At 63.6% G+C, this 22,042-nt stretch carries 17 protein-coding genes; 13 read left to right on the forward strand and 4 right to left on the reverse strand.

All coding sequences use genetic code 11. The features are described 5' to 3' along the window. Window positions 1-6 precede the first annotated feature (6 nt). Window positions 7-882 (forward strand): translation elongation factor Ts, encoded by an 876-nt coding sequence (gene tsf, locus LCF60_RS08175; protein ID WP_292291009.1) that lies wholly within the window; start codon window positions 7-9, stop codon window positions 880-882. A gap of 364 nt (window positions 883-1,246) precedes the next feature. On the opposite strand, the gene LCF60_RS08180 is transcribed toward tsf, so the two are convergent. Beyond that, the gene (locus LCF60_RS08180) at window positions 1,247-2,008 is read right to left on the reverse strand and encodes a LuxR family transcriptional regulator (RefSeq protein WP_292291010.1); all 762 of its coding nucleotides are present in this window, start codon (window positions 2,006-2,008) and stop codon (window positions 1,247-1,249) included. A 516-nt stretch (window positions 2,009-2,524) separates the two neighbouring features. Between LCF60_RS08180 and LCF60_RS08185 the strand changes: the two genes are divergently transcribed. The 9 genes from LCF60_RS08185 to LCF60_RS08225 all read left to right on the forward strand — a co-directional run bounded on the left by LCF60_RS08185 (window position 2,525) and on the right by LCF60_RS08225 (window position 13,101). After that, entirely contained in the window at window positions 2,525-3,841 is a 1,317-nt protein-coding gene (locus LCF60_RS08185) for a glycosyltransferase (RefSeq protein ID WP_292291011.1), read from the forward strand. Next, window positions 3,838-4,914, forward strand: a complete 1,077-nt coding sequence (locus LCF60_RS08190; RefSeq protein WP_292291012.1) for a glycosyltransferase family 4 protein — start codon at window positions 3,838-3,840, stop codon at window positions 4,912-4,914. Before LCF60_RS08185 ends, LCF60_RS08190 begins: the two co-directional genes overlap by 4 nt. Before the next feature lie 40 nt (window positions 4,915-4,954). Next, complete coding sequence (gene galE / locus LCF60_RS08195; RefSeq protein ID WP_292291013.1) at window positions 4,955-5,929, forward strand: UDP-glucose 4-epimerase GalE; 975 nt, start codon at window positions 4,955-4,957, stop codon at window positions 5,927-5,929. A gap of 154 nt (window positions 5,930-6,083) precedes the next feature. Further along, on the forward strand, window positions 6,084-6,419 hold the full coding sequence (locus LCF60_RS08200; RefSeq protein WP_292291014.1) for a hypothetical protein: 336 nt from the start codon (window positions 6,084-6,086) through the stop codon (window positions 6,417-6,419). 76 nt (window positions 6,420-6,495) lie between these two features. Then, the gene (locus tag LCF60_RS08205; protein WP_292291015.1) at window positions 6,496-7,668 is read left to right on the forward strand and encodes a glycosyltransferase; all 1,173 of its coding nucleotides are present in this window, start codon (window positions 6,496-6,498) and stop codon (window positions 7,666-7,668) included. Next, on the forward strand, window positions 7,658-8,713 hold the full coding sequence (locus LCF60_RS08210) for a glycosyltransferase family 2 protein (protein WP_292291016.1): 1,056 nt from the start codon (window positions 7,658-7,660) through the stop codon (window positions 8,711-8,713). The genes LCF60_RS08205 and LCF60_RS08210 overlap by 11 nt, the downstream gene beginning before the upstream one ends. After that, on the forward strand, window positions 8,710-9,942 hold the full coding sequence (locus LCF60_RS08215) for a glycosyltransferase family 61 protein (protein WP_292291017.1): 1,233 nt from the start codon (window positions 8,710-8,712) through the stop codon (window positions 9,940-9,942). Before LCF60_RS08210 ends, LCF60_RS08215 begins: the two co-directional genes overlap by 4 nt. Continuing rightward, complete coding sequence (locus LCF60_RS08220) at window positions 9,942-11,840, forward strand: glycosyltransferase family 2 protein (RefSeq protein ID WP_292291018.1); 1,899 nt, start codon at window positions 9,942-9,944, stop codon at window positions 11,838-11,840. Before LCF60_RS08215 ends, LCF60_RS08220 begins: the two co-directional genes overlap by 1 nt. Beyond that, window positions 11,830-13,101 carry an O-antigen ligase gene (locus LCF60_RS08225; RefSeq protein ID WP_292291019.1) on the forward strand — a complete coding sequence of 424 codons (1,272 nt, stop codon included), beginning with the start codon at window positions 11,830-11,832 and terminating at the stop codon, window positions 13,099-13,101. The genes LCF60_RS08220 and LCF60_RS08225 overlap by 11 nt, the downstream gene beginning before the upstream one ends. A 15-nt stretch (window positions 13,102-13,116) precedes the next feature. Here LCF60_RS08225 and LCF60_RS08230 read toward each other — a convergent pair whose 3' ends face one another. Then, window positions 13,117-14,235, reverse strand: a complete 1,119-nt coding sequence (locus tag LCF60_RS08230) for a glycosyltransferase (protein ID WP_292291021.1) — start codon at window positions 14,233-14,235, stop codon at window positions 13,117-13,119. Window positions 14,236-14,302: 67 nt separating this feature from the next. Here LCF60_RS08230 and LCF60_RS08235 point away from each other — a divergent pair, with 67 nt between their 5' ends. Both LCF60_RS08235 and LCF60_RS08240 read left to right on the forward strand, forming a co-directional pair. Next, a complete protein-coding gene (locus LCF60_RS08235) occupies window positions 14,303-16,534 on the forward strand; it encodes a GumC family protein (protein WP_292291022.1) in 2,232 nt (743 codons plus the stop codon). Continuing rightward, window positions 16,527-17,873 (forward strand): polysaccharide biosynthesis/export family protein, encoded by a 1,347-nt coding sequence (locus tag LCF60_RS08240; protein WP_292291024.1) that lies wholly within the window; start codon window positions 16,527-16,529, stop codon window positions 17,871-17,873. The genes LCF60_RS08235 and LCF60_RS08240 overlap by 8 nt, the downstream gene beginning before the upstream one ends. Before the next feature lie 338 nt (window positions 17,874-18,211). Here LCF60_RS08240 and LCF60_RS08245 read toward each other — a convergent pair whose 3' ends face one another. Then, entirely contained in the window at window positions 18,212-19,981 is a 1,770-nt protein-coding gene (locus tag LCF60_RS08245) for an ABC transporter ATP-binding protein (RefSeq protein ID WP_292291025.1), read from the reverse strand. 167 nt (window positions 19,982-20,148) lie between these two features. Here LCF60_RS08245 and LCF60_RS08250 point away from each other — a divergent pair, with 167 nt between their 5' ends. Next, window positions 20,149-21,045 (forward strand): glycosyltransferase, encoded by an 897-nt coding sequence (locus LCF60_RS08250; protein WP_292291028.1) that lies wholly within the window; start codon window positions 20,149-20,151, stop codon window positions 21,043-21,045. A 1-nt stretch (window position 21,046) separates the two neighbouring features. Here LCF60_RS08250 and LCF60_RS08255 read toward each other — a convergent pair whose 3' ends face one another. After that, window positions 21,047-21,982 (reverse strand): glycosyltransferase, encoded by a 936-nt coding sequence (locus LCF60_RS08255; protein WP_292291030.1) that lies wholly within the window; start codon window positions 21,980-21,982, stop codon window positions 21,047-21,049. Between the last annotated feature and the right edge of the window lie 60 nt (window positions 21,983-22,042).

Consider the following 22,042-nt stretch of genomic DNA (forward strand, 5'->3'; position numbering starts at 1 on the left):
GCCAAGATGGCGATCACAGCAGCACTTGTGAAAGAACTGCGCGAAATGACCGGCGCGGGCATGATGGATGCCAAGAAGGCGCTGGTGGAAACCGATGGCAACATGGACGCCGCGGTTGACTGGCTGCGCACCAAGGGTCTGGCCAAGGCCGCCAAGAAATCCGACCGCACGGCGGCCGAAGGGCTTGTGGCCGTCAAGGTCGAAGGTGGCAAGGGCGTTGCCGTCGAGGTGAACTCGGAGACCGACTTCGTCGGCAAGAACGCGGACTTCCAGGGCATGGTGGATGCCATTGCAGGCGCCGCCCTCACCGCTGACAGCCTCGAGGATCTGAAATCCAAGGACATCGGCGGCAAGACCGTCGAAGCCACCATCACCGACAAGATCGCCACCATCGGCGAGAACATGTCGCTGCGTCGCATGGCGACCGTCGAGGGCACGCAGGTCGTATCCTACGTCCACAATGCCGCGACCGACGGCATGGGCAAGATCGGTGTCCTGGTTGCACTGTCCGGCGAAAACGAAACCTTCGGCAAACAGGTCGCAATGCATATTGCGGCGGTGAACCCGGCATCGCTTTCTTCGGCCGACCTCGACCCGGCGGTGATCGAAAAGGAGCGTCAGGTCCAGATCGACATCGCACGCGAGTCGGGCAAGCCCGAGCAGGTGATCGAAAAGATGATCGAAGGCCGGATGAAGAAGTTCCTCAGCGAAGTTACCCTGCTGGGCCAGTCCTTCGTGATCAATCCGGACCTGACCGTCGAAGCCGCGGCCAAGGAAGCCGGTGTCGAGATCACGAGCTATGTGCGGCTTGAAGTCGGCGAAGGCATCGAGAAGATCGAGGAAGACTTCGCCGCCGAAGTCGCCAAGGCCGCTCAGGGCTGAGTATCCGACGAAAAAACGGCGCCGCCTAATGGGTGGCGCCGTTTCCTTGGGAGACACTCAAGACCACCGTGTTGGGGGCGGCGTCTCGCGGCGCAGCGGCCCCGGGAAAGGCCCTGCCACCATCGCGTCCCATATTCGAGCGGAACCCGCAGAGCCCTGGTAATATCGGGGATGCGGGTCCCTTGTTCCTAGGCCGTAATTGCCACCACTCACGGAACATGTACAGCTTGCCACTTTACGCGAAGTCAAGGAAGTCAGGATTTCCTGACCTCACAGTTTTTTCACGCAGTTTGGCTGGCTTATCGACAGTTCGTAAGTTTTCAGCGCACTGTTTCCACATCGAAAACAGTGTCGTGGTCAAATATCAGGCGTCAGTGACGAACATCTGATTCTGCAGTGCAGCTTTGAGAACCGCCTGCGCCGTCGTGTCCACATTGAGCGCTTCGCGCGCAAGGCGCAAATGCTTTTCCACCGTCGCCGAGGTCAGGCCCATGATGGTGGCGATATCCTGTGTCGTCTTGCCTCCGCCAACCCATTCCAGGGCCTCGCGCTGGCGTCTTGTCAGCGCCTGGTTGGGCGGCGTATGGGGCAGGGTGAGAATCTTGAGATGCACGATGTTGTTCATCAACTGGATCAACTCACCCGATTGCGCCCACGTGGCATCGACCTCGGCCTGTGACACTCCGGGCCCGGCAATCAGCGCAATGGCGCCCTTGGCGCGGTCCGACAGGCTGCGGAAGCTGATGGAAAAGCCCGCAGTGATCCCGTGCTGTGCGTTGAACTCGAGAATGCGTCGTTCGGCCGTGGTGACCGTTCCGCTCTGCAACATGCGCTCGAGCACGGTCCAGCTTGCCGCGCCGTCGTTTTTCAGCGCCCAACGCACCATGGGCGCCGACCGATACAGACCGTTCTGGACGAAGGTCTCGACGTAGTCGCTGCCGATATTCGACAGGACGATGAAATCGTTCGGATCGCCAAGCGAGGTCGCGGTGCGAAACCGGGTGAAGCCATACAGCAACCGATCAAAGCCGAAACGCGCCATGCGCCGACAATGCAGGTCCCAGAGTTCCTCGATGCTGCTGGAGTGGGTCAGGTCAAGAAGATCAGAATTCTGTTCAGGTGTCATAACTTGGCATGTTTAAATTCATTGCGGCGTGTGTAATGTGCGGCAGGTCGGAATGTCCAGTTTTACTTGCCGAACTTTATTACATAATACTGATTATACGTTTTTTTTGTTCACGGGTGGATTCACAAACGAAGTGCAATTTCCTCATAAAACCGTGGCGTTGCAAGGAGGTTCAACACTGGGACGCCGTTCCCTTCTCCTGATCTTGGCGCCGAAAGCGTTGGCTTGTCCCGCCGTTGGAGAACAACCCCAAGGCCTGCTGATGGCCAAAAGTTGATAATCGCCATCTGTAAAATGGCTAACCTTTCATTATTTCCGATAGTTACGGCGCATACTTCACATTGCAGACAAAGCAGCTACCAACGCCTGCATGGGCGTCCTTCCACGGCGGGCACGGTCTCGCGGTTTTGTGCGAAATTTCTCCGAAGCATCATGAACAATTCCGTCGCCGGCTGCGTTGACCAGCAAAACGAGCGGGTCGAAGATTGATCGGGCCGACAGCTTGCGGGGTTCAGAATGAAGTCTACAGTCTCGGCGATTGTCCCGACCTTCAACCGTGCCGCGTTTCTGGATGAATGCCTTGCCGCCCTGACCGCGCAATCGCAGCCCTTGGAGGAGATCCTCATCTGGGACGACGGGTCCACGGATCATACGGCAGACATCGCCCGGCGGTGGAATGCGGTTTTCGAGCCCGACGACACACCGACTGGTCGCGTGGTCGATCTTGCCGGAAAGCGCCCCTTGGTGCGATATGTACGGGCCGAAAACGGCGGCAAGTCGCGGTCACTGAACCGGGCGCTGCAGCGGGCCTCGGGTGCCTATATATGGGTGTGCGATGACGATGACCTTGCCCTGCCCCATGCCGCGCAGACGCTTGCGGAACGGCTTGATGCCGATCCCGGACTGGTGGCTGCGGCTGGCCATTACCGACGCTTCTCCAACGACCCCGACACCGGCACCCGGATCGAAGACGGGCCCGGCTATTGGCCGGACCTGTCGACGGGATCGGTCTTGCGGCATCTGCTCGAGGACATGTTCGTGTTCCAGAACGCAACCCTTGTCCGGCGTGCCGCCTTCGACCGTGTCGGGCCGTTTCGAGAGGATCTGCCCCGTTCGGTCGACTACGAGATGGCGCTGCGGCTGGCCGCGCTGGGTCCGATCGCGATCGTGGATCAGCCGATCTTCCTGCAACGCCAGCATGACGGAGATCGGGGTCCGGCCGCCAAGCGGCACAGTGCCGAAAAGTCCGTCGAGGTCTGGCAGCAGAACGACCGCGCCATCTTCGACATGGTCTATGACACCATCCCGCTCGCGACCTATCAGCAGATGTTCGCAAGCCCCGATGCAAAGCTTGTGCTCCGCGCCGCCCATATCCAGCGGGCCTGCGTGTATGCGCGCCACGACGATTGGGACACCGCCTTTGCAGATCTGCACCAGGCCGCGCAGGTGAAACCCAAAACCAGGCTGACAGAGGTCGAGCGCGACATCTGTCGTCGCTTCATGTCCGGAAAGTTCTCGATCCAGGCGCCGATCCCGGTCACGCTTCAACGGCACGTGCGGTCCTTTGCCTCCACATCACCGGTGGCATCGGAAATCGGTCGTGCCATCGCGCGCGGTGCGATCTGGCGCATCCGCGACGGGCTACAGCGGCACAGCCTTCGGCACGCGGTGGGCGCAGCCGGCTTCACCTCGGCTGTCTGGCAGGCGACGCGACGGACGGCACAAGCGCGCCCCGCGCAGCTTGAGGAAAATGACACGCTGGATTTCGGTGGGCCATGGGCCGAAAAGTCGCATCGCGGGCCCCATCTGGCGGCGGTTGCGGAGGTGACGTGACCCAGCGTTGCCTGGCCTATACGATCACGGATCCATCCCGCCCCGGTGGTGTCGAGGCCGTGTTCCAGGGCGTCATGGCCGCGTGCCGGGACAGCGGCCTTCCGGTCACGGAACTGCGCGCCGATGATTGTCCGCTTTACCTTCGACCGGGTACGCGCCGCCGCTTGCACCTGCCCTCGGCGCTGCGGCTGTTCGCGCTGCTGGCCCGGCATCGCCCGACGGTCGTCAACGTGCATTTCATCACAGCCGAGACCTGGTATTTCGCGCTGTTCAAACGGCTGTTCGGCTATCGGCTGATCCTGTCCTTTCACGGCAGCGACCTGTTGTTGCCGGATCCGCAAACCGCAGAGCTTTTGCCCGCCATCCTGGCCCGGGCCGACGCCTGCACCGTAGTCTCGCGCCATATGCTGGGCGCGCTGGAGGCGGTTTCCGGCGTCGACATGAAGAATGTGCATCTGGTCTTCAACGGCATCGACCCGGATTTCTGGCACCCGTCGCCCGAACCGAAAAAGCCCGGAAAGACAATGCTGTGTGCCGGTCGGCTGGAGCCGGTGAAAGGGTTCGACCTTTTGATCGAGAGCTTTGCGCGGATCAGCCGGGCGTTGCCCGATCTGCGCCTGGTGATAGTCGGAGACGGGTCGCAGCGCGCCGAGCTTGAGCAACAGGCGAGCGCTGCCGGACTGCAGGACCGCATCACCTTCACCGGGTTTCTGGATCGCGACGGGCTGCGCGCGGAATATCACAAGGCCGACCTTTTCGTGATGCCATCGCGCAGCGAAGGCTTTCCCATCGCCTTGCTGGAAGCGATGGCAACCGGCCTGCCTTTCGTCGCCGCGGATGTCGGCGGGGTCACTGAGATCGCGACAGAAGCGACCGGCGTTTGCATTCCGCCCGAAAACGTGTCGGCCCTGTCCGATGCCCTGCTCCGGGTCTTTCGCGATTTCGACCTGCAAACAGCCGGTCACAGCGCCCGCGAGAGAGCCTCGGAATTTTCGGTCGCAAAGGCGGAACGGCGCTATGTCGCGCTGATTTCCGGAACCGGACGACTTTCCTCGGAACCGCTCAATGCCTGACGGGTTGATCCGGCGTTGAAGGTTCCAAAGGAGAGTCGGAATGTCTGTTCTCGTCACCGGCGGCTGCGGCTACATCGGTAGCCACATGGTCTGGGCGCTTCTTGATCAGCAGGAAGACGTCATCGTGATCGACAACCTGGTCACCGGCAATCGGGATGCCATTCCGCCGAAGGTCACGCTCTTCGAGGCGAGCCTTCAGGACCGCCGCGTGCTCGACGGAATCTTCGATGCCCATGACATCACCGATGTGCTGCATTTCGCAGGTTCGACATCGGTGCCTGAATCCGTGGGCAACCCCCTCGCCTATTATCGCAACAACACCGCCAATTCGCTCAATCTGCTCGAGGCGATGACCGGCGCGGGCACCGAGCGCATCGTGTTTTCCTCGACCGCGGCAGTCTACAAGCCCGGCGCCAAGTCCGCCGTCGGCGAAAGCGATCTGATCGACCCGGCGTCGCCTTACGGCGCGTCCAAGCTGATGACTGAACGGATGATCGCGGACGGCGCCTCTGCCGGACAGGTCCGGGCGGGTGTGCTGCGCTATTTCAATGTCGCGGGCGCCGATCCGGAAGGCCGCACCGGACAGTCGACCCCGAATGCATCGCACCTGATCAAGGTCGCCTGCGAAGCGGCCACAGGTCAGCGCGACAACGTCAAGGTGTTCGGAACCGACTGGCCGACACATGACGGCACCGGAGTGCGCGATTACATCCACGTCACCGATCTGATCGAAGCGCATCTGCTGATGCTGGACCATCTGCGCCGGGGCGGCGATTCCCTGACGCTGAACTGCGGCTACGGGCGTGGATTCTCGGTGCGCGAAGTTCTGCAGGCCGTCGAGAGCAAGAGCAATGCGCGGATCGACGTGATCGAAAGCGACAGGCGCCCCGGCGATGTCGGCGAACTGATCGCGCGCGCCGACAGGCTGCGGGATCAGCTGGGTTGGACGCCCCGCCATCAGGACATCGATACGATCGTGGGGCATGCGCTGGATTGGGAGCGGCGGCGCATGTGACGCCACGTTCCACCGTAATAAACCCGGATCGGCCCTGCGTTAATCCGGAGTGAAAAGACCGACAAGAGTGTGACCATGGCTAAAATTATTCCTGCGAAATCAGATTGTCCCTTTACGGAGGGCCCCTACGTTTCGTATCGCGGAAGGGCCGAAAATGGTTCGGCGCACAGAAAGGACAACCGCGATCTTGGGTCTGGCCGCCATTATCGTGCTGGCGTTTCTCGCTGGCGCCCTGATGGGACTGGTGCTTCGGCTACCGGGGTTTGCGGCGCTGCTTGTGGGATTTGTGCTGCTGACGTTGGGTCTCTGGGTCATGGCGCCCGAACGCGGGCCTTCGACGGTAGATTTTGTCCTGTCCCTTGTGTTCCTGCAAATCGGCTATCTCGTCGGCTCCCTGATCGAGGCAGCGTATCTGAGCAAGCAATCGCCGTCACGACAGCAGAAACCGGCGAAACCGGTTTCCCGAGAAAGCAGTTTCTGGCTGAAGTAGCGCCTGCTGCATCCGCACGCCCTGACACGGTCTCGCAATCCCGCATTTCGCGCCCGGCCCTTTGCGGAGCGATGTCGTGACCACCGTGGGCATCCTCGCGCATGATCTTTCCGACCCGGCCGTGGCGCGCCGGGTGAAGATGCTCAAGGCGGGCGGCGGCACCGTTCGGGTCGCGGGCTTCATCCGTGGCACGGTGTCCAAGGCGCGTCTGCCGCTGGGCTGCGTGCTTGGTCTGGGCCGCACGCGTGACGGGCGGCTTGTGCAGCGCGGCCTGTCGGTTCTGCAGGTGCTGTCCTTCCGCATGGGCGCGCTGAAACGGTACATGCAGGGCTGTGACGTGCTGATCGCGCGGAACCTCGAAATGCTGACCATCGCGGCGCTGCTGGCGCGACGCCTGGTGCCGAAGCCCCGGCTGGTCTATGAATGCCTTGATATTCACCGCTTGCTGACCGAGCAAAGCGTTGCGGGCCGCGCCATCCGCAGGATCGAGGCGCTTGCCGGCCGGGACGTTGAACTGGTGATCACCAGTTCCCCGGCCTTCGTCGAAAACCATCTCGACAAGGGCGTCTTTGCGGGACGTTCGCTCGTGGTCGAAAACAAGGTGACCGCGTTCGAAGACACCGCCATGGTACATGCGGTGCATACCTTCCCCGGCCCACCATGGCGGATCGGATGGTTCGGAAACCTGCGCTGCCGCCGTTCGCTGGACGTGCTGAAGGAACTGGCCCGTATTGGTGGCGGAGAGATCGAGATCATCCTGCGCGGGCGCCCGTCCCCGGCGATCTTTCCCGATCTCGATCGGGAACTGGCGGGACTGTCGCATATCCGCTTCGAGGGGCCTTACGATGCCACCCGCGACTTGCCGAGGATCTACGGCGAGGTGCATTATTCCTGGTGCATCGACTATTACGAGGAAGAGGGCAATTCGCGCTGGCTGCTGCCGAACCGGCTTTATGAAAGCGCCTTTCACAACACCGTACCGATTGCCCTGCAAGACAACGAGACCGGACGCTTCCTGAGCCGGATCGGTGCTGGTGTGCTGTTGAAGGACACGAGTCCCGACCTTCTTCTCGAAGTCTTCAAGACGTTTCAGCCCGAGCATTACACCGAGCAGATCGCGCAGCTTGAAGCGGTGCCCCGATCGACATGGGCCACCGATGTCGAGGAATGCCGCACGCTTGTCAGCGCCCTGACGGTACCTTCCCCGGCGACCCTCCGATCCATCAGCGAGACCGGGTATGGAACATAGCGCACAGACCGACCGTGTCCTGATCGTCGTCCCCACACTGAACGAAGTCGACTGGATCGAGACGGTGATGGACACGCTTCTTGAAGATGCCCCGCGCGACACGCGGCTGGTGGTCGCCGATGGCGGCAGCACCGACGGCACCCGCGAGGTTGTCCGGCGCTATGCCGCGCGCAACGAGACCGTGACCCTGATGCACAACGACGCCCGCATCCAGAGCGCCGGGATCAACAGGGCCGTACAGACCGAAGCGCGGGATGCGGACTTCCTGCTGCGCGCGGATGCCCATGCCGCCTACCCGCCCGGCTACTGCCGGGTCCTGCTCGACGAGATCCGTGCAACTGACAGCGCCTCGGTCACCGTGGCGATGCGGACCGTGCCGAAAGGCGGGTTCTCGACCGGTGTGGCTGCGGCACAGAACAGTTTTCTTGGCACGGGCGGATCGGCGCATCGCACCGGCGCCGGCGTCAACCGGTTCGTCGAACACGGGCACCACGCAATCATGCGGGTGGACGCCTTCAGTGACGTCGGCGGCTATGATGCCGGGCAAAGCCACAACGAGGACGCCGAACTCGACCACCGGCTCCGCAAGGCCGGGCACCGGATCTGGCTGACCGGTCGCACCGATCTCGAATATGTGCCCCGGCGCACGCCGGAGGCGCTGTTCCGGCAGTATTTCGCATATGGGCGCGGTCGGGCGATGACGGTCGAGAAACACCGCGTGCGGCTGCGCCTGCGCCAGATGGCGCCACTGGCCGTCGCCCCGGCAGTGTTTCAGGCGCTCATCGGCTTGATCCTCGCGCCGCTCGCGGTCGAATGGCTGCTCCTGGGCCTGCCTGCGCTGCTCTGGGCCACCATCTGCCTGGTCTATGGCGCCATCGCGGCGCTGCGGGCCGGCGATCCGGCCGTCGCCTTGGCCGGACCTGCGGCCATGGTCATGCATTTCGCGTGGAGTACCGGGTTCCTGACGCACCGGGTCCGTTCTGCGCTCGCGTCGGGATCCGCGCGCGCGCGTCTGGGCGGCAAGGCCGCAAGGAGGCCGGAATGACCGATCCCGTTCACGCCCCCCGTCCCGCGCCGCTGTTCCGCGGGCGTCTGGACTCCGTCCTCGGTTGGTTGCACTGGCAGCGCAAACGGTTCCCCCAGCGGCTCATCTCGCTTGGCGTGCCCCCGGCGCTGTTCGGATGGCGGCCGATCCCGCACATCTCGCCACAAACCCATGTCGCCGAGTTTGGCCAGGCAGGCGATTTCGAGATCCTGGAGCCCGAGGAAACCCGAGCCAACTTCCTGCCGGCCAATATCGAGGATTGCGCCGCGCTGAACCCGGATGCGGGCTGGTGGGGCTATTCGATGCGCGATGTGCCGACCCGCAGAAGCGCCGCGATTGCCCTTGCGACCCTGTCGAATGTGCGCGTCCTGTCGTTTCTCGACGGACCGAAACGGAATTTCACACCGGCCATCCTCGACGCGCGCAACCGGGCTGTCGAATTCCCGCAGGTGCGGTTCCGGCCCGGCCACGCCGAGCTGATGCGCCGATCCGTGCCAAGGATGCAGGTCTCGGACGCGGTCTGGTTTCTCGAACGGGTGTACGACAATCATTCGCACTGGCTGACGGCGCATCTGCCGAAATTGCTGCTGCTCAAGAAATTGGGGCTGCTGGATCGCACGATCATGCCGGCACAGCGCAGCGCCGCGATGGATGCGTCTCTGGCGATGATCGGCATCGACCCCACGAAGATGCTGCAATACGAGACCGGTACGGTGCTCGAGGTTGACCGGTTGACGGTACCTGTCACCGACCGGTTCGATCCGCGCCTGCTGCGCCCCGTGCGCGAGGCCTGCGCCCGGCATGACCCGGACGGTCCGTCGGCGCGTGTGTTCATCAGCCGCGCCCGTGCGCGCGGTCGGAAACTGTTGAACGAGGATGCGCTGTGGCCAAGGCTCGAGGCGCTGGGGTTCCAACGGGTCTTCATGGAGGACCTGGATTTTCCGGAACAGGTGCGCCTGATGCAGCAGACCTCGATCATCGTGGCACCGCACGGGGCCGGACTGACCAACATGATGTTCTGCCCCGAGGGCGCCGACATCGTGGAACTGGCCGACCCGGATTATCCGAATCCGAATTTCTATGCTCTGGCCGCCGCGATGGGCCATCGCTACTGGCTGATCGATGCGCAGGCCACCGGGCGCGGGCACGCGCTTGAAAAAGACCTGACGGTCGATCCCGACAGCGTGATCGGGGTGCTCGACCGCGTTCTGGCCGCGCAGGTATCGTGATGCGTGTCTCGGTCATCATGCCCTGCTACAACGCGGCGGACTGGATCGGCGTGGCGCTGCGGTCGCTCTTGAACCAGACCGTCCTGCCGCATGAAATCATCGTGGTCGATGACGGCTCCGACGATGAAAGCGCCGAGATCGCCGAGTCGTTCGGGGCGCCGGTGCGGGTGCTGCGCGTACCCAACGGCGGTGCGGCCCGCGCCCGCAAGACGGGGGTCGCCGAGGCTTCGGGTGACGCGCTGATGTTCATGGATGCCGATGACCTGATCGCGCCTGACAGTCTTGCCGCGCTGGCCGGCTGCCTGTCGGCCCATCCCGGCCAGATCGCTTTGACGCCGTGGTATCGCTATGAACAGGTCAATGGCGCCGTCTGGTTGCCCCGGCCGGCGTCCTGCCCGCCCCGGCGCCCCGAGCATGACGATCTGCAAGCCTGGCTCTCGGGGTGGTATCATCCGCCCTGCGCCGTGCTGTGGTCGCGGGCAGCCTACGAACGCTCCGGCGGCTGGGACGAAGACCTGGCCGTCAACCAGGATGGCGACATCATGATGCGCGGCCTCGTGCGCGGCAACCGGCTGGTGCTGACGAGGACCGGCGCGGCCTTCTACAGACGGCTGCCGGGGGAAACCGCAACGGTCAGCGGCGGCAGATCGACCCGCAAGGGTGTGCAGTCGCGGCTCAGGGTGCTGGACCGCATCACCGGCATGCTGGAAGAGGAGCATCGCACGCCGTTCTACGCAAACGAACTGCGCCTTGCCTACAAGGACGTGAAGGACAGCTGCCCGTCGGAATTCGGGGATCTGCGCACATGGGCCGATGGCGCTCTTTACGCCCTGCCTCGCCGGCGCGCCGCCAAGGCGCGCAGCGCCGGGCTGCCGATCTGCGATCAGACGATCCGACCGTCGGCGGACACCCTGCCGCGGCCCATCCTTGCCACATCGCCTGCGGTGTCGGTGGTGATCCCGACATGGAACCGGGCAGAGATTGCCCTGCGCGCCGTCAACAGTGTGCTGGAGCAGAGCTTTCGCGATCTCGAACTGATCGTCGTCGATGACGCCTCGACGGACGACACCGTCGAACGCCTGCGCGCGGTGACCGACACCCGCCTGCGGATCGTGCGCCAGAGCGTCAATCAAGGCGTGGCCGCCGCGCGCAACCGCGGGCTTGCAGAGGCCCGCGCGCCGCTTGTCGCCTTTCTCGATTCCGACGATCTGTGGCGGCCCGACAAGCTTGAACGCCAGGTCGCTGCCATGCAGGCCGCCTCGCCAAGGGTCGGCATCCTTTATTGCGGGATCGAGAACCGCGCCCCCGACACGCGGGATCGATGGCCCCCCGTGGCGCGTGGTCCGGTTTTCGAAGCGATGCTGGAAAAGAACCTGCTTCACGGCCTGCCATCAACGGGCCTGTTTCGCCGCGAGGTTTTCGACATGGTCGGCGGGTTCGACACGAGCTTTCCGGCAATCGAGGATTTCGAGATGTGGCTCCGCATCACGCGCTTCTGGGAGGTCGATTTCGTGCCCGAAACCCTGGCAAGCTATTACGATGGCAAGGACACAGACACCGCCGGTCTGCGCCGGTCGCGCAACCTTGTGGCCAACAACGCGGCGCGGGACATGTTCCACCAACGATACGCGCGCGACATGCGGGCCGCGTCGGTCGAACATGAATTCCTCCTGGAATCCGCCCGCCGTCGCGCAGAGGAAGGCGGGTTGGCAAGATGGCGTGCCGCGCGGTCTGTCCTCAAGGCAATCCGGTACCGGCCCCAGGCATCGAAACTCTATGCCTGGTTGCCGCTCATCCTGATGAAGCCGCAGCTTCGGGACCGCATCGTTGACAGGATACGCGCCCTGCGCCACCCGGCGGCCTTTGAACGACCGGACAAGAGCGCCGATGCAAATTGATCCCGGCCGATATCTCGATCCCGACAGGAACGCGATCACGATGATCCCGGCGATAGCCCTGTCGATGATGGTGTTTGCCTATTCCGTCATTTTCGGGCCGATCTCGGTCCTGATGTTCTATGGCTTCTGGTTGCCCGCGTTCCTCTTGCGGCCGCAATTGCTGCTGCGCCAGAGCGGGCTTGTCATCGTGCTTCTGCTGATCCCCTTCGTGGCGACGCTGTCGATGTTCTGGTCGCAGGCCCCGTCCACGACGATGCGGGCCGGTATCCAGTACGGAACCACCGTGTTCTGCGGGCTTGTCGCGGCACGGCTGGTCTCGGTGTCCAATCTCATGGTCGGCGGATTGCTCGGTGGCCTGCTGGTCCTGCTCTACTCGTGGTTCAACGGCTCATCCGCCTATGACGTGGTCGACGGGACCTATACCTTCGTCGGCGCCTTCGGATCGAAGAACCAGCTGGGCTATTTCGCGTCGCTGACGATCCTGTTCGCAATCGGTGTCGGCATCATTTTTCGCGCGATCTGGGGCCTGCGTCTGCTGGCGGCTCTCATCGGGCTTTTTGCAGCGCAGGTGTTGCTGATGTCGGATTCCGCGACCTCGGTGTTGACCCTTCTCTTCGCCATCGGCATCGTCTTCATCGCGCGGGGCCTGTTCGCCCTGCCCGAGGCATTGCGCCGCCTGACGATCCTGGTCCTGATGGCACTGGGGCTGGCGATCGCGCTGTCGGCCGTGCAGCTGGGCGCCTTCGATGCCATCCTGAGCGCGTTCAACAAGGATCCGACCCTGACAGGGCGGACCTACCTGTGGAACCGGGGCATCACCATTGGCGGCGAGAACCCCTTTCTCGGCTTGGGCTACAACGCGTTCTGGATCCACGACCACCCCCCGGCCGAGGAATTGTGGCGCGAATTCTACATCACGGGACGCACCGGGTTTCATTTCCACAACACGTTGATCGAGGCCTATGTCGGGCTCGGCATGCTCGGGGTGGCGATTATGGGCCTGTTGACGCTGTCGCTTCTGGTGTTTCCCATCCGGGTGATGATGAACCGCCACGCGACCGGTGGTGCGATCATGTGTGCAGGGCTGTCGCTGCTCTTTCTGGTGCGCTCCACCGTCGAGATCGACTATTTCACGCCCTACACGGCGGGCTCGTTCCTGGTGCCCTTCCTGCTGCTGAAGATGTCGGACAGCCGACGCCTGGAAAAGACGCTCAAGCGCAAACCCGCGCAGCCGAACCAACCGCGCATCGTCGCGGTCTGATCCCGAGGCGCCGGGTCACGCCATGTGCTTTTTCCAGTAAAGCCGTCCCATCGCGGCGCGGGCGGCAACCTCGGGCCACAGCACCGGCCCGGCAAGGCGCATGGCCTCGCCCATGCGTCCCAGCCGCAGCAGCCGCGCCGCCGTGGCCGCGCGCATCTTCGCCAACTCGCGCAGATTGCCGTCGGGCAAAGTGACCGGCGCGGCAAAGGCCTCGGCCATGAAGCAGCAATCCTCGTGGGTGACTTCGTAGGGGCGGTATCCGGCAAGCTCCATCAACTTGGCCGCCACGGCCAGCCGCAACCAACGGGCCTCCTCGTCTGTCAGGTTCAGATCCGCGAGGGCCGAGCCGGTCATCGCCTCCAGCGACTCCGACGCGCGCCAGGCCGTAGCCTGCGCATGGTCGAAGGACAGGTCGGGCTTGCCGCCTGCCCGGCGCTGTGCCGACAGGGCCGCCAGTTGCGAAAAGACCGCCATCGTCCGCCCGTTCCGGATCGAGGCGCTGGAAATGCTTGCGGCATGCATGCGGTACTTGCCGATCACGTCCGGCAAATTTGCCAGCCGACCAAGTTCGGCGAGGCGCCAGTAGAGATCGGCATCCTCGGCATTGTGAAACGCCCGGTAGCCCGCCACCTGTTCAAGACTGGCGCGCCGGACAAACAGGAAGGGATGCGTCAGTTTCGGCTCCTGCGCCGGTGCCCACAAGAAATCGGCCGTCGCCTCCTGCGGCGGGCGATGGACGCGGCCGGTCGGTACGCCCTGCCCGTCGATCTCGGTATGGGCGCCGGACAGCGCGACGATGTCGGGGGCCTTCCGCAGACAGGCGATCTGCTTTTCGAACCGGTCCGGTTCGCAGATGTCGTCGGCATCCATGCGCGCGACATACTCTGCCGAGCACAGCGCCAGACCGGCGTTCAGGGCCGACACGATCCCGCCGTTTTCCTTCTGCTCCAAGTGTACGCGGGCATCGGTTCGGGCGACATCCCGCACGATGTCTGCCGTGCAATCCGTGCTGCCATCGTCAATGACGATCACCCGCAGATTCCCGTTGGTCTGAGAAAGAACAGACGTCACTGCAACCAACAGCGTCGCTTCGGCGTTGTAGGCCGGTAGGATGATGTCGACTTCAGCTGGCATCGAGACAAAACCGGATTTTCAAGGGTCCATACATGACAAACAATACTCTAGGGCAGCGGTACGCTTGATGACAGGAATGATCAGCGAACGGCAGGCTTGGAACAGTCCAACGCCTGGAGACGATGAAAAGTTCGAACTCGCCAAGCTGGGTCGCGCAGTCCGTCGGCAGCTTCCACTGGTGGCTTTCTTTGCCTTTATCGGCGCGGCGCTCGCGGCGGCAATGGTCATCGGGTCGGTGCAGCGGTTTATCGCCATCGAATCCATCCTGCTGGATGAAGAACGCAGCAACCTGCTCGACCAGGTGTCGGCCCTGCCCAATTCGGCGCGCAACGACAGCGCAATCCAGAGCGAGATCGAAATCATCAAGTCCCGCGTGCTGGCCGAAAAGGTCGTCGACCGTCTGAACCTTGACGAGAACACCGCCTTCCTCAATCCGCCGACCGACATGACAAGGGTCGTGACGGGACGGATCATGGGGCTGGCCGATCCCATTCTCAACCTGATTTCCCCGCAACAGCCAACAGCGCCCGCCGAACCCGTGCCGCAGGAGACCGCGCCGCCTGACGCTGCCGAAGCAGCGGAACCGGAGCCGGAGGCTGATGTCGCCGAGCGCGAGGCGGCCGAGCGCGCGCGGGATCGTGCCATCGCGATCGTGCGATCGAACCTCTTTGCCGGCCGCGCCGGGCGCAGCCTCGTGATCCAGATCGGGTACGAAGGCTATGACGCCGAACGCGCCGCCGCCATCGTTCGGGCCTTCGGGAACGAATACACCCAGTTTCAGCTGGAATCGACGACAGAGGACGCCCGCAACGCGGGCAGATGGATTCAGCAGCGCCTGGACGTGTTGGAGCAGCAAAGCCTCGATGCCGCCCGGACCGTGCAGGAGTTTCGCGCCGACAACAACCTGATCGAGGTGCGCGGCGATCTTCTGACCGATCAGCAGCAATCGGAAATGACCAGCAAGCTGATCGATGCGACGGCGGAGACCGCCCAGGCGAAGGCGCGGCTGGACAATTTCGAAAGCCTTCTGTCGGAAACCGACGGCGACGTGATCACCGTGTCGGCACTGGAAACCGGCACCCCGTCCGGCCAGATCCTGAATTCCTTGCGGTCGGAATACCTTGAATTGACGCGCCGTCAGGAAAGCGTCGAAAGCCTTTACGGTCCGGACCATTCCCGAGCCGTCGACCTGGCCGAGCGCGCGGCGGCGCTCGAGGATGCGATCGCCGAGGAACTCAACAGCGCCATTGCGGCGATCCGCGCGGATTACGCCATCGCCCAGAGCCGCGAAGAAACCCTGCGCTCGCAAATCGAGGCGCTGAGCAGCACCGCCAATGACGAGACAGCCGACCTGGGACGCCTGCGGCAGCTCGAGGCGATCTCCCAGACCTACGCTGCGGTCTATCGCGACTACCTCGAACGCTACGAACTGACGACGCAGCAACAGGGCTTCCCGATTGCCTCGGTCCGTATCCTGTCGCGCGCCGAAGTCCCGAGATCCGCCTCGTCGCCGCGCAAGAAACTCATGCTGGCAACCGGCCTGACGCTTGGCGCGCTGCTTGGCATCGCCATCGGCGCGATGCGGGAACTGCGCACGCAACCGCTGCGCACCGGTGAAGAGGTCCGCGAGACGCTTGGCCTGTCCTGCGCCGGTCTGGCACCGAAATACACACGCTCTTCGTCGCGGCGGTCGAAAGAAGTTCTGGACCGGACCCTGTTCCGGGTGCGCCAGGCCGTTCTGAACAACACGTCCAAGACCAGCGGCCGCGTCGTCGGTCTTGCCCCGGCGGCGGAATTCAGGGACGCGCTGAGCATGGTGCCCCGCCTGTGCACGGTCTTGTCCATGCAGGGAGAAACCGTGCTGGTCGTAGATGTCTCTGGCAAATCGAAACGCCTGCGAAATGACGTGCGAAGGGTCTCCGGTGCCGAGTTCACGACCGGCCAGGAGATTGACCGCATGATGGCGACCGACGTGCAGGGGTCTGACGCGGCGGACGGCTCAACTGCGGCGCGTTACAAGACGATGGACGACGTGGCATCCGAATATGATTTCGTGCTCCTGCTGTTGCCCCCCCTGACGCGGACCATCGCCGTCGACCCCTTGTCGGGGATGTTCGACGTGTCGGTAATGACGATCCCGTGGGGCAAGGTTTCGTCCGAATTGATAAGCGGCGCGCTGCGCGATCACCAGGTGTTCGCGAGCCGCCTGGCAACAACGGTTCTGGAGGGCGCAAACCTGCGCAAGGCACGGCGCTACATGCGCTCCGGAGACTATGAGGAACGCATCATCCATGCTTGAGGCTTTTCCGGTGCAGGGTGTCCGAGCCCCTGCCCTCGCAATGTTCAAACCCGTCCTGATGCTGTGCAGGGCCGTCCTGCTGGTTGCGCTGACGCAGGCCGCGACGCCCGCGGTTGCGCAGGACGATCATGTCATCCAGTCGCAGGACGTGCTTCGGATCCGGGTCGGCCAGTTCGACCCGGTCAGCCAGGCTTATGTCAACTGGGACAGCGTCAGCGGGGAATACCGCGTCTCGCCCACGGGTCAGGTCACGGTTCCGATGATTGGTGCGGTGACTGCGGCGGGCACGAACCCGGCCGAGCTGTCGCAGGATCTGACGGACATGCTGAACCGCCGCCTGGGACTGGACGAAAGCGTCGATGTGATCGTCGACCTGGCATCGTTCAGAAACATCTTCGTCATCGGCGCCGTCAATGCGCCGGGGGCCTATCCCTATACGCCGGGGCTGTCGGTTCTGCAGGCGCTCAGCCTGGCAGGGGGCACCGAACGCATGGCCGGCACGTTGTTGCAGTCGCAACGCAGCGCGATCAGCACCCAGGGCCAATACCGGTTGTTGCAGATGAACCTGCTTGCAAATCTCGCGACCGAGGCACGGTTGACCGCAGAACTGAACGAAGCGGACATCGAGACCCCGCCCCGCCTCGAGGAAGCGCCGCTGGGCGAGGAACTGATGCAGCGGGAACGCGAAATCAAGGAGGCGCGGGACACCGCCTTCCGGTCCAGCCTGGATCAGATCGAAGGCCTCGAGACGCTTTTGCAGGAACAGATCGCCCGCCAGAACGAACAGCTTGAGCTGCGCGAACGTCAGTTGACGCTTGTGCGCGAAGAATTGTCCACGGCCTCGGACCTTGTGGAGCGCGGGCTCTCCACCGCCAGCCGCGCAAGCTCGCTCGAACGGCTTGTGGCCGATCAGGAAGTGAGGATGCTGGAACTGGAAACCTCGACGCTTCAGGCGCAACAGCGGCTGAACGAAGCGCGGCGCGATCGTCTGAACCTGACAAATGACCGTCGACGCAACCTTGTGTCACAACTCCGGGGCACCCGCGTTACGATCGAGGAAACGCGCCTGAAGCTCGACACCCAGGCGGCTCTCTTTGCAGAGGCGATGCGGATGGGTGATGGCTATGTGATGCCCGACAGCAAGGGCCAACCCACCATCCAGATCACCCGGCGCGGGCCCGAAGGTCCCGAGGTGTTCACCGCGACCCGCGCGACGACCGTGCGACCCGACGATGTGATCGAGGTCAGCCTGCCTGACGTGGACAGTGTTCGGGTCTTCCCACTCGACACGCCGAATGACGCAGCTGAACCGCCTGGTCCGCTGACCTTGAACCAGTAGAATTAAGTCTGTGTTCCGCGCAGCCTGACACGCGGCGCGCCCAGGGTCAGGAAGGCCCGGTGCCTCGATGAAAGCCCATAAGCGGGCGCCCTGGATAGGACCGGGCACCGACCCGCGCGGTCTGCCCCGGAGCCGTCGACCACAGTGTCACTAAGCTGTGCAAGGCGTCTGAATCCTGGCATGCGTGCGGGCGTGTTTTCTGGCCCGCACTCTCCGGCCACCAGATCGTGACGCGGCCGATCGCCTGTTTTGGTCCCACCTCGATGGATTAGCAACACCGGTCTTGCGTCTTCGCTCTGACAGTGCAGGTCTGGCCGCACCTATTGCGGGCAACGGGCCTAGCCGGTCGCCTCGTGCAGCGCGCGGAAGGATCGGTTCTTCGCAACCAGCCCGTCATAGCCGTCCGCCGCGGCCAGTGTGCCGTGTTCCAGCAGAAAGATCTTGTCACAGTTGCGCACCGTGCTCAGGCGATGGGCGATCATGATGATCGTCTTTTCTCCGCTCAGCCGGGCGATGGCGTTCATCACCGACCGTTCGGTCAGATTGTCCAGAGCGCTGGTCGCCTCGTCGAAAATCAGTACGTCCGGATTGGAATAAAGCGCACGCGCAATGCCGATCCGTTGGCGCTGGCCGCCCGACAGGCGTGTTCCTCTCTCGCCCACCATCGTGTCATAGCCCTGCGGCAGCTGTTCGGTCACGAACTCATGCAGCTCGGCGATGCGCGCCGCGGTCTTGACGGCCTCCATGTCGATCTCGTCTCCGATCTTGCCGAAGGCGATATTGGCCGCGACGCTGTCATCGGTCAGAAAGATGTCCTGCGGGACATATCCGACCGATTTCTGCCAGGCGCGCACATTGTCGTCGTCGATCACCTGCCCGTCGACCTTCATCGCGCCGCCCTGCGGCGACAACAGGCCAAGGATGATGTCGACCATCGTCGTCTTGCCGGCCCCGGTCGAACCGACGATGCCGACGGTCGTGTTGGCGTCGATGGTCAAGGACAGATCGCGCAATGCGGGTCTTTCGGCGCTGGGAAACGCGAATTCGACATTTTCAAGCTCCAGCTTGCGGTTCAGGAGGATCGGCGCGAGATCGCCACCGCGGGTCGTGTCGAATCCCGTCGATTGCATCAGTTCGGCATGCATCTGGTCCAAAGCGGCTTCGCCGAAGCGAATGGTCGACAGGGCGCCGAACAATTGCTGGATCGTCGGAAACATCCGCGCCGCGGCAAAGGCATAGACGCCGAGCAGCGGGATGATGCCGGACACGTCCCCGTCGCGCGTCGCCAGCAGCCAGAGCACGAACAGGATCATGCCGCCGAAAGCGATGACCTCCAGCAGGTTGCGCGGCATTTCACTGATCACCGACAGCGAGGCCTGGTTGCGCGCCAGGCGGCTTGCAGGTTCCTTGAAACGCTCGATGTAATTGTGTTCAAGGTTCAGCAGCTTGACGTTCTTGATCCCGCCCATCGCCTCTTGCATGACCTGGAAACGGGCCCGGTTCGAGGCGACGCGCTCTTCGCCCATCCGGGTCAGGCGCGTGCGCACGAAAAGATAGATCAGCCCGTAGCTGCCGCCGAACAGCACGGCAGCCGCGAGGGCGGCCCGAGGCTCGATCACGAAGAGGAAGATCACCAGGAAGACGATGACGATCGCATTGGCGATCAGCCGCAGCGAGGCCGCGATGGGTCCGTTCACCACCTGCGCCACCTCGGACAGGATCGATTTGCCAAGGTCCGAGGTGTGCCGCGTCAGGAACCAGACATAGGGCTGGCTCAGGTAATGCTCCATCAGGCGCATCGCGAGGCTGAGCACCCGCATCCGCACGAAATAGGTCAGCAAATAGAAGGTCCCGGCGCGAAAAAGGGTCGTTCCCAGCACGAAGAGAAACATCGCGCCCGCCAGCAGGATCAGGAACCCCTGAACGGTTTCGGCGCCGGAAAACTGGTACAGCGAGTTGAGAAACGAGTTCGTCTCGACCGCCTCCGGGTTCGACACGACCGCGAGGAACGGAAGGATCGACGCGACACCCAGCACGTCGACGATCCCCATCACGAAGGTGAGGGCGATCAGCCAGTAGAATTGCTTGCGCTCGCGCGGATCAAGCAATTCGAAGATTTTTCTGAAAGTCTTGCGCAAGGACATTCGCGATTTTCTGTTGTGAGTTCCTGCGACCCAACCCGACATGGCGGCGATGGTTCCGAGCCGTTGGAAAAACATGAACAAATGCAGGGTTCGCGCGTTGCCGGTCAGACGTGACCTTCAGGACAGACCCCGTGGACCGCCCGCTTCATATCGACATCGGCATCTGCACGTTCCGGCGCGACAGCGTGGCCGACACCATCAGAAGCGTCGATGCCCAGCACTTGCCACCCGATGTCACGCTGCGCATTCTGGTGGCAGACAACGATCACGCGCCGTCGGCACGGGACAGGATCCTGGCCTGCGCCGGACACGCGCGGTGGCCTGTCGAATATATCCACGCGCCCGCCGGCAACATCTCGATCGCGCGCAACGCCTGTCTCGACCATGCCGATGCCGATTGGCTTGGCTTTATCGACGATGACGAAGTGGCCCGCCCCGACTGGATTGCACAGGCGCTGCACACCGCCGCCATGGAAGACGCGCAGGTCGTCTTCGGGCCGGCGCTTGCGCGCTATCCCGAACAGACGCCGCGCTGGATCCGCGACAATGATTTTCACAGCAATCGCGCAAAGCTGCGCCACGGCAAGGTCGAGACCGGGCATACCAGCAACGTGCTGATGCGGTTCAACGGGACTCTGGCGCGAAACCAGCGCTTCGATCTCGATCTTGGCCAGAGCGGCGGCGAGGATACCGATTTCTTCTTTCGCCTGTCAGAATCCGGGATGACGCTGGCAATATCGGAGAAGGCAATCGTCGAAGAGGTCGTCGAACCCAAACGCCTGCGCCTGCCCTGGCTGATCGAACGGCGTTTCGCGGAAGGCGCGCATTACGGCGCGTCGGCACCGGGAAGCCGGGCCATGCGGCTTGGCGCGAGCCTTGCCAAGGTCGGTTACTGCGGGGTGCGGACCGTGGGGTCGCCCGCCGACCGGACAGCGGCGGCCTTCTGGTTCCTGCGGGCCGTCTTTCACTGCGGGGTCTCTGCGGGCAGCCTTGGGCGCACACGCCGCGCAGCCTATGGCAAGGACTGATTCACAAGCGCTTTCGCAAGGCTTCGACAAGCTGTCTTCCAACCCGTGACATGGCCTGCGGCCGGTGCAGAACCGCACGCGCGGCATTGCACATGTTCCCGGCCTTCAAGGCCCGCATGACGGTCTCGGCGGCCAGCAGATCCTGTGTGTCGCCCTGCCTGCGCCGCAACAGGTCGCCCAAGGATCCTGCACTGTCCGCGCGATCGGCAAGCCTGGCATCGGCATCGGCAAGTGCCGCCAGGTGCGACAGGTCCGCCCGGTGCGAGATCGACCCGCTGCGCCGCGTGTAGCGATACAGCGGCTCCGGCGAAAACCAGACCCGCGCCCCGGCAAGGAAACACGCCATGATGACGTGGAAATCTTCGCCGTTGCGCAGCGTCGGATCGTAGCGGATCCCATGCGTTTCGAGAAAGGACCGGCGAAACACCGGTTTGAGATAGCCGTAGGTATGCGACCCGACAGAGGACAGGTTACGCTCGACAAACGCCTCGACGCTCAGCGCCTCTGGTGCGCGGGGCGTCGGGATGAACCGATCCCCCAGCGCGACGCCCCCCTCGTCCACCTCCTGAAGGTTTCCCAGAACCACGTCCGCGCCCTCTGCATCGGCCAGTGCGATGAGGCGGGACGACCGTTCCGGCGCGAACGCGTCATCCGCGTCCAGAACCGCAACCCAGTCGCCGCGCGCATGGTCAAGCGCCGCGTTGCGCGCCACCGCGGGCCCGCCATTGGTGGCGTTTCGAAAGGTCCGAACCCGCGGGTCCCGGCTTTCCAGTCGCCGGGCAACCTCGTGGGTGGCGTCGGGCGACCGGTCGTCGACCACCAGCACCTCCACATCGACGCCCACTTGCGACACGGCGCTGTTCACCGACGCGCCCAGAGTGAACTCTGCGCAATAGGCCGCAATGATGACGGACAGGTCGGGCTGCCCCGAGGTCATGACAGTCGCCGATTTTCAGGCAAGCGCGCCCGCACCGCACCGGTGTGTCGCCGCGAGTCC

This window comes from Marivita sp. (genome assembly GCF_020055635.1).
Classification (GTDB): domain Bacteria; phylum Pseudomonadota; class Alphaproteobacteria; order Rhodobacterales; family Rhodobacteraceae; genus Marivita.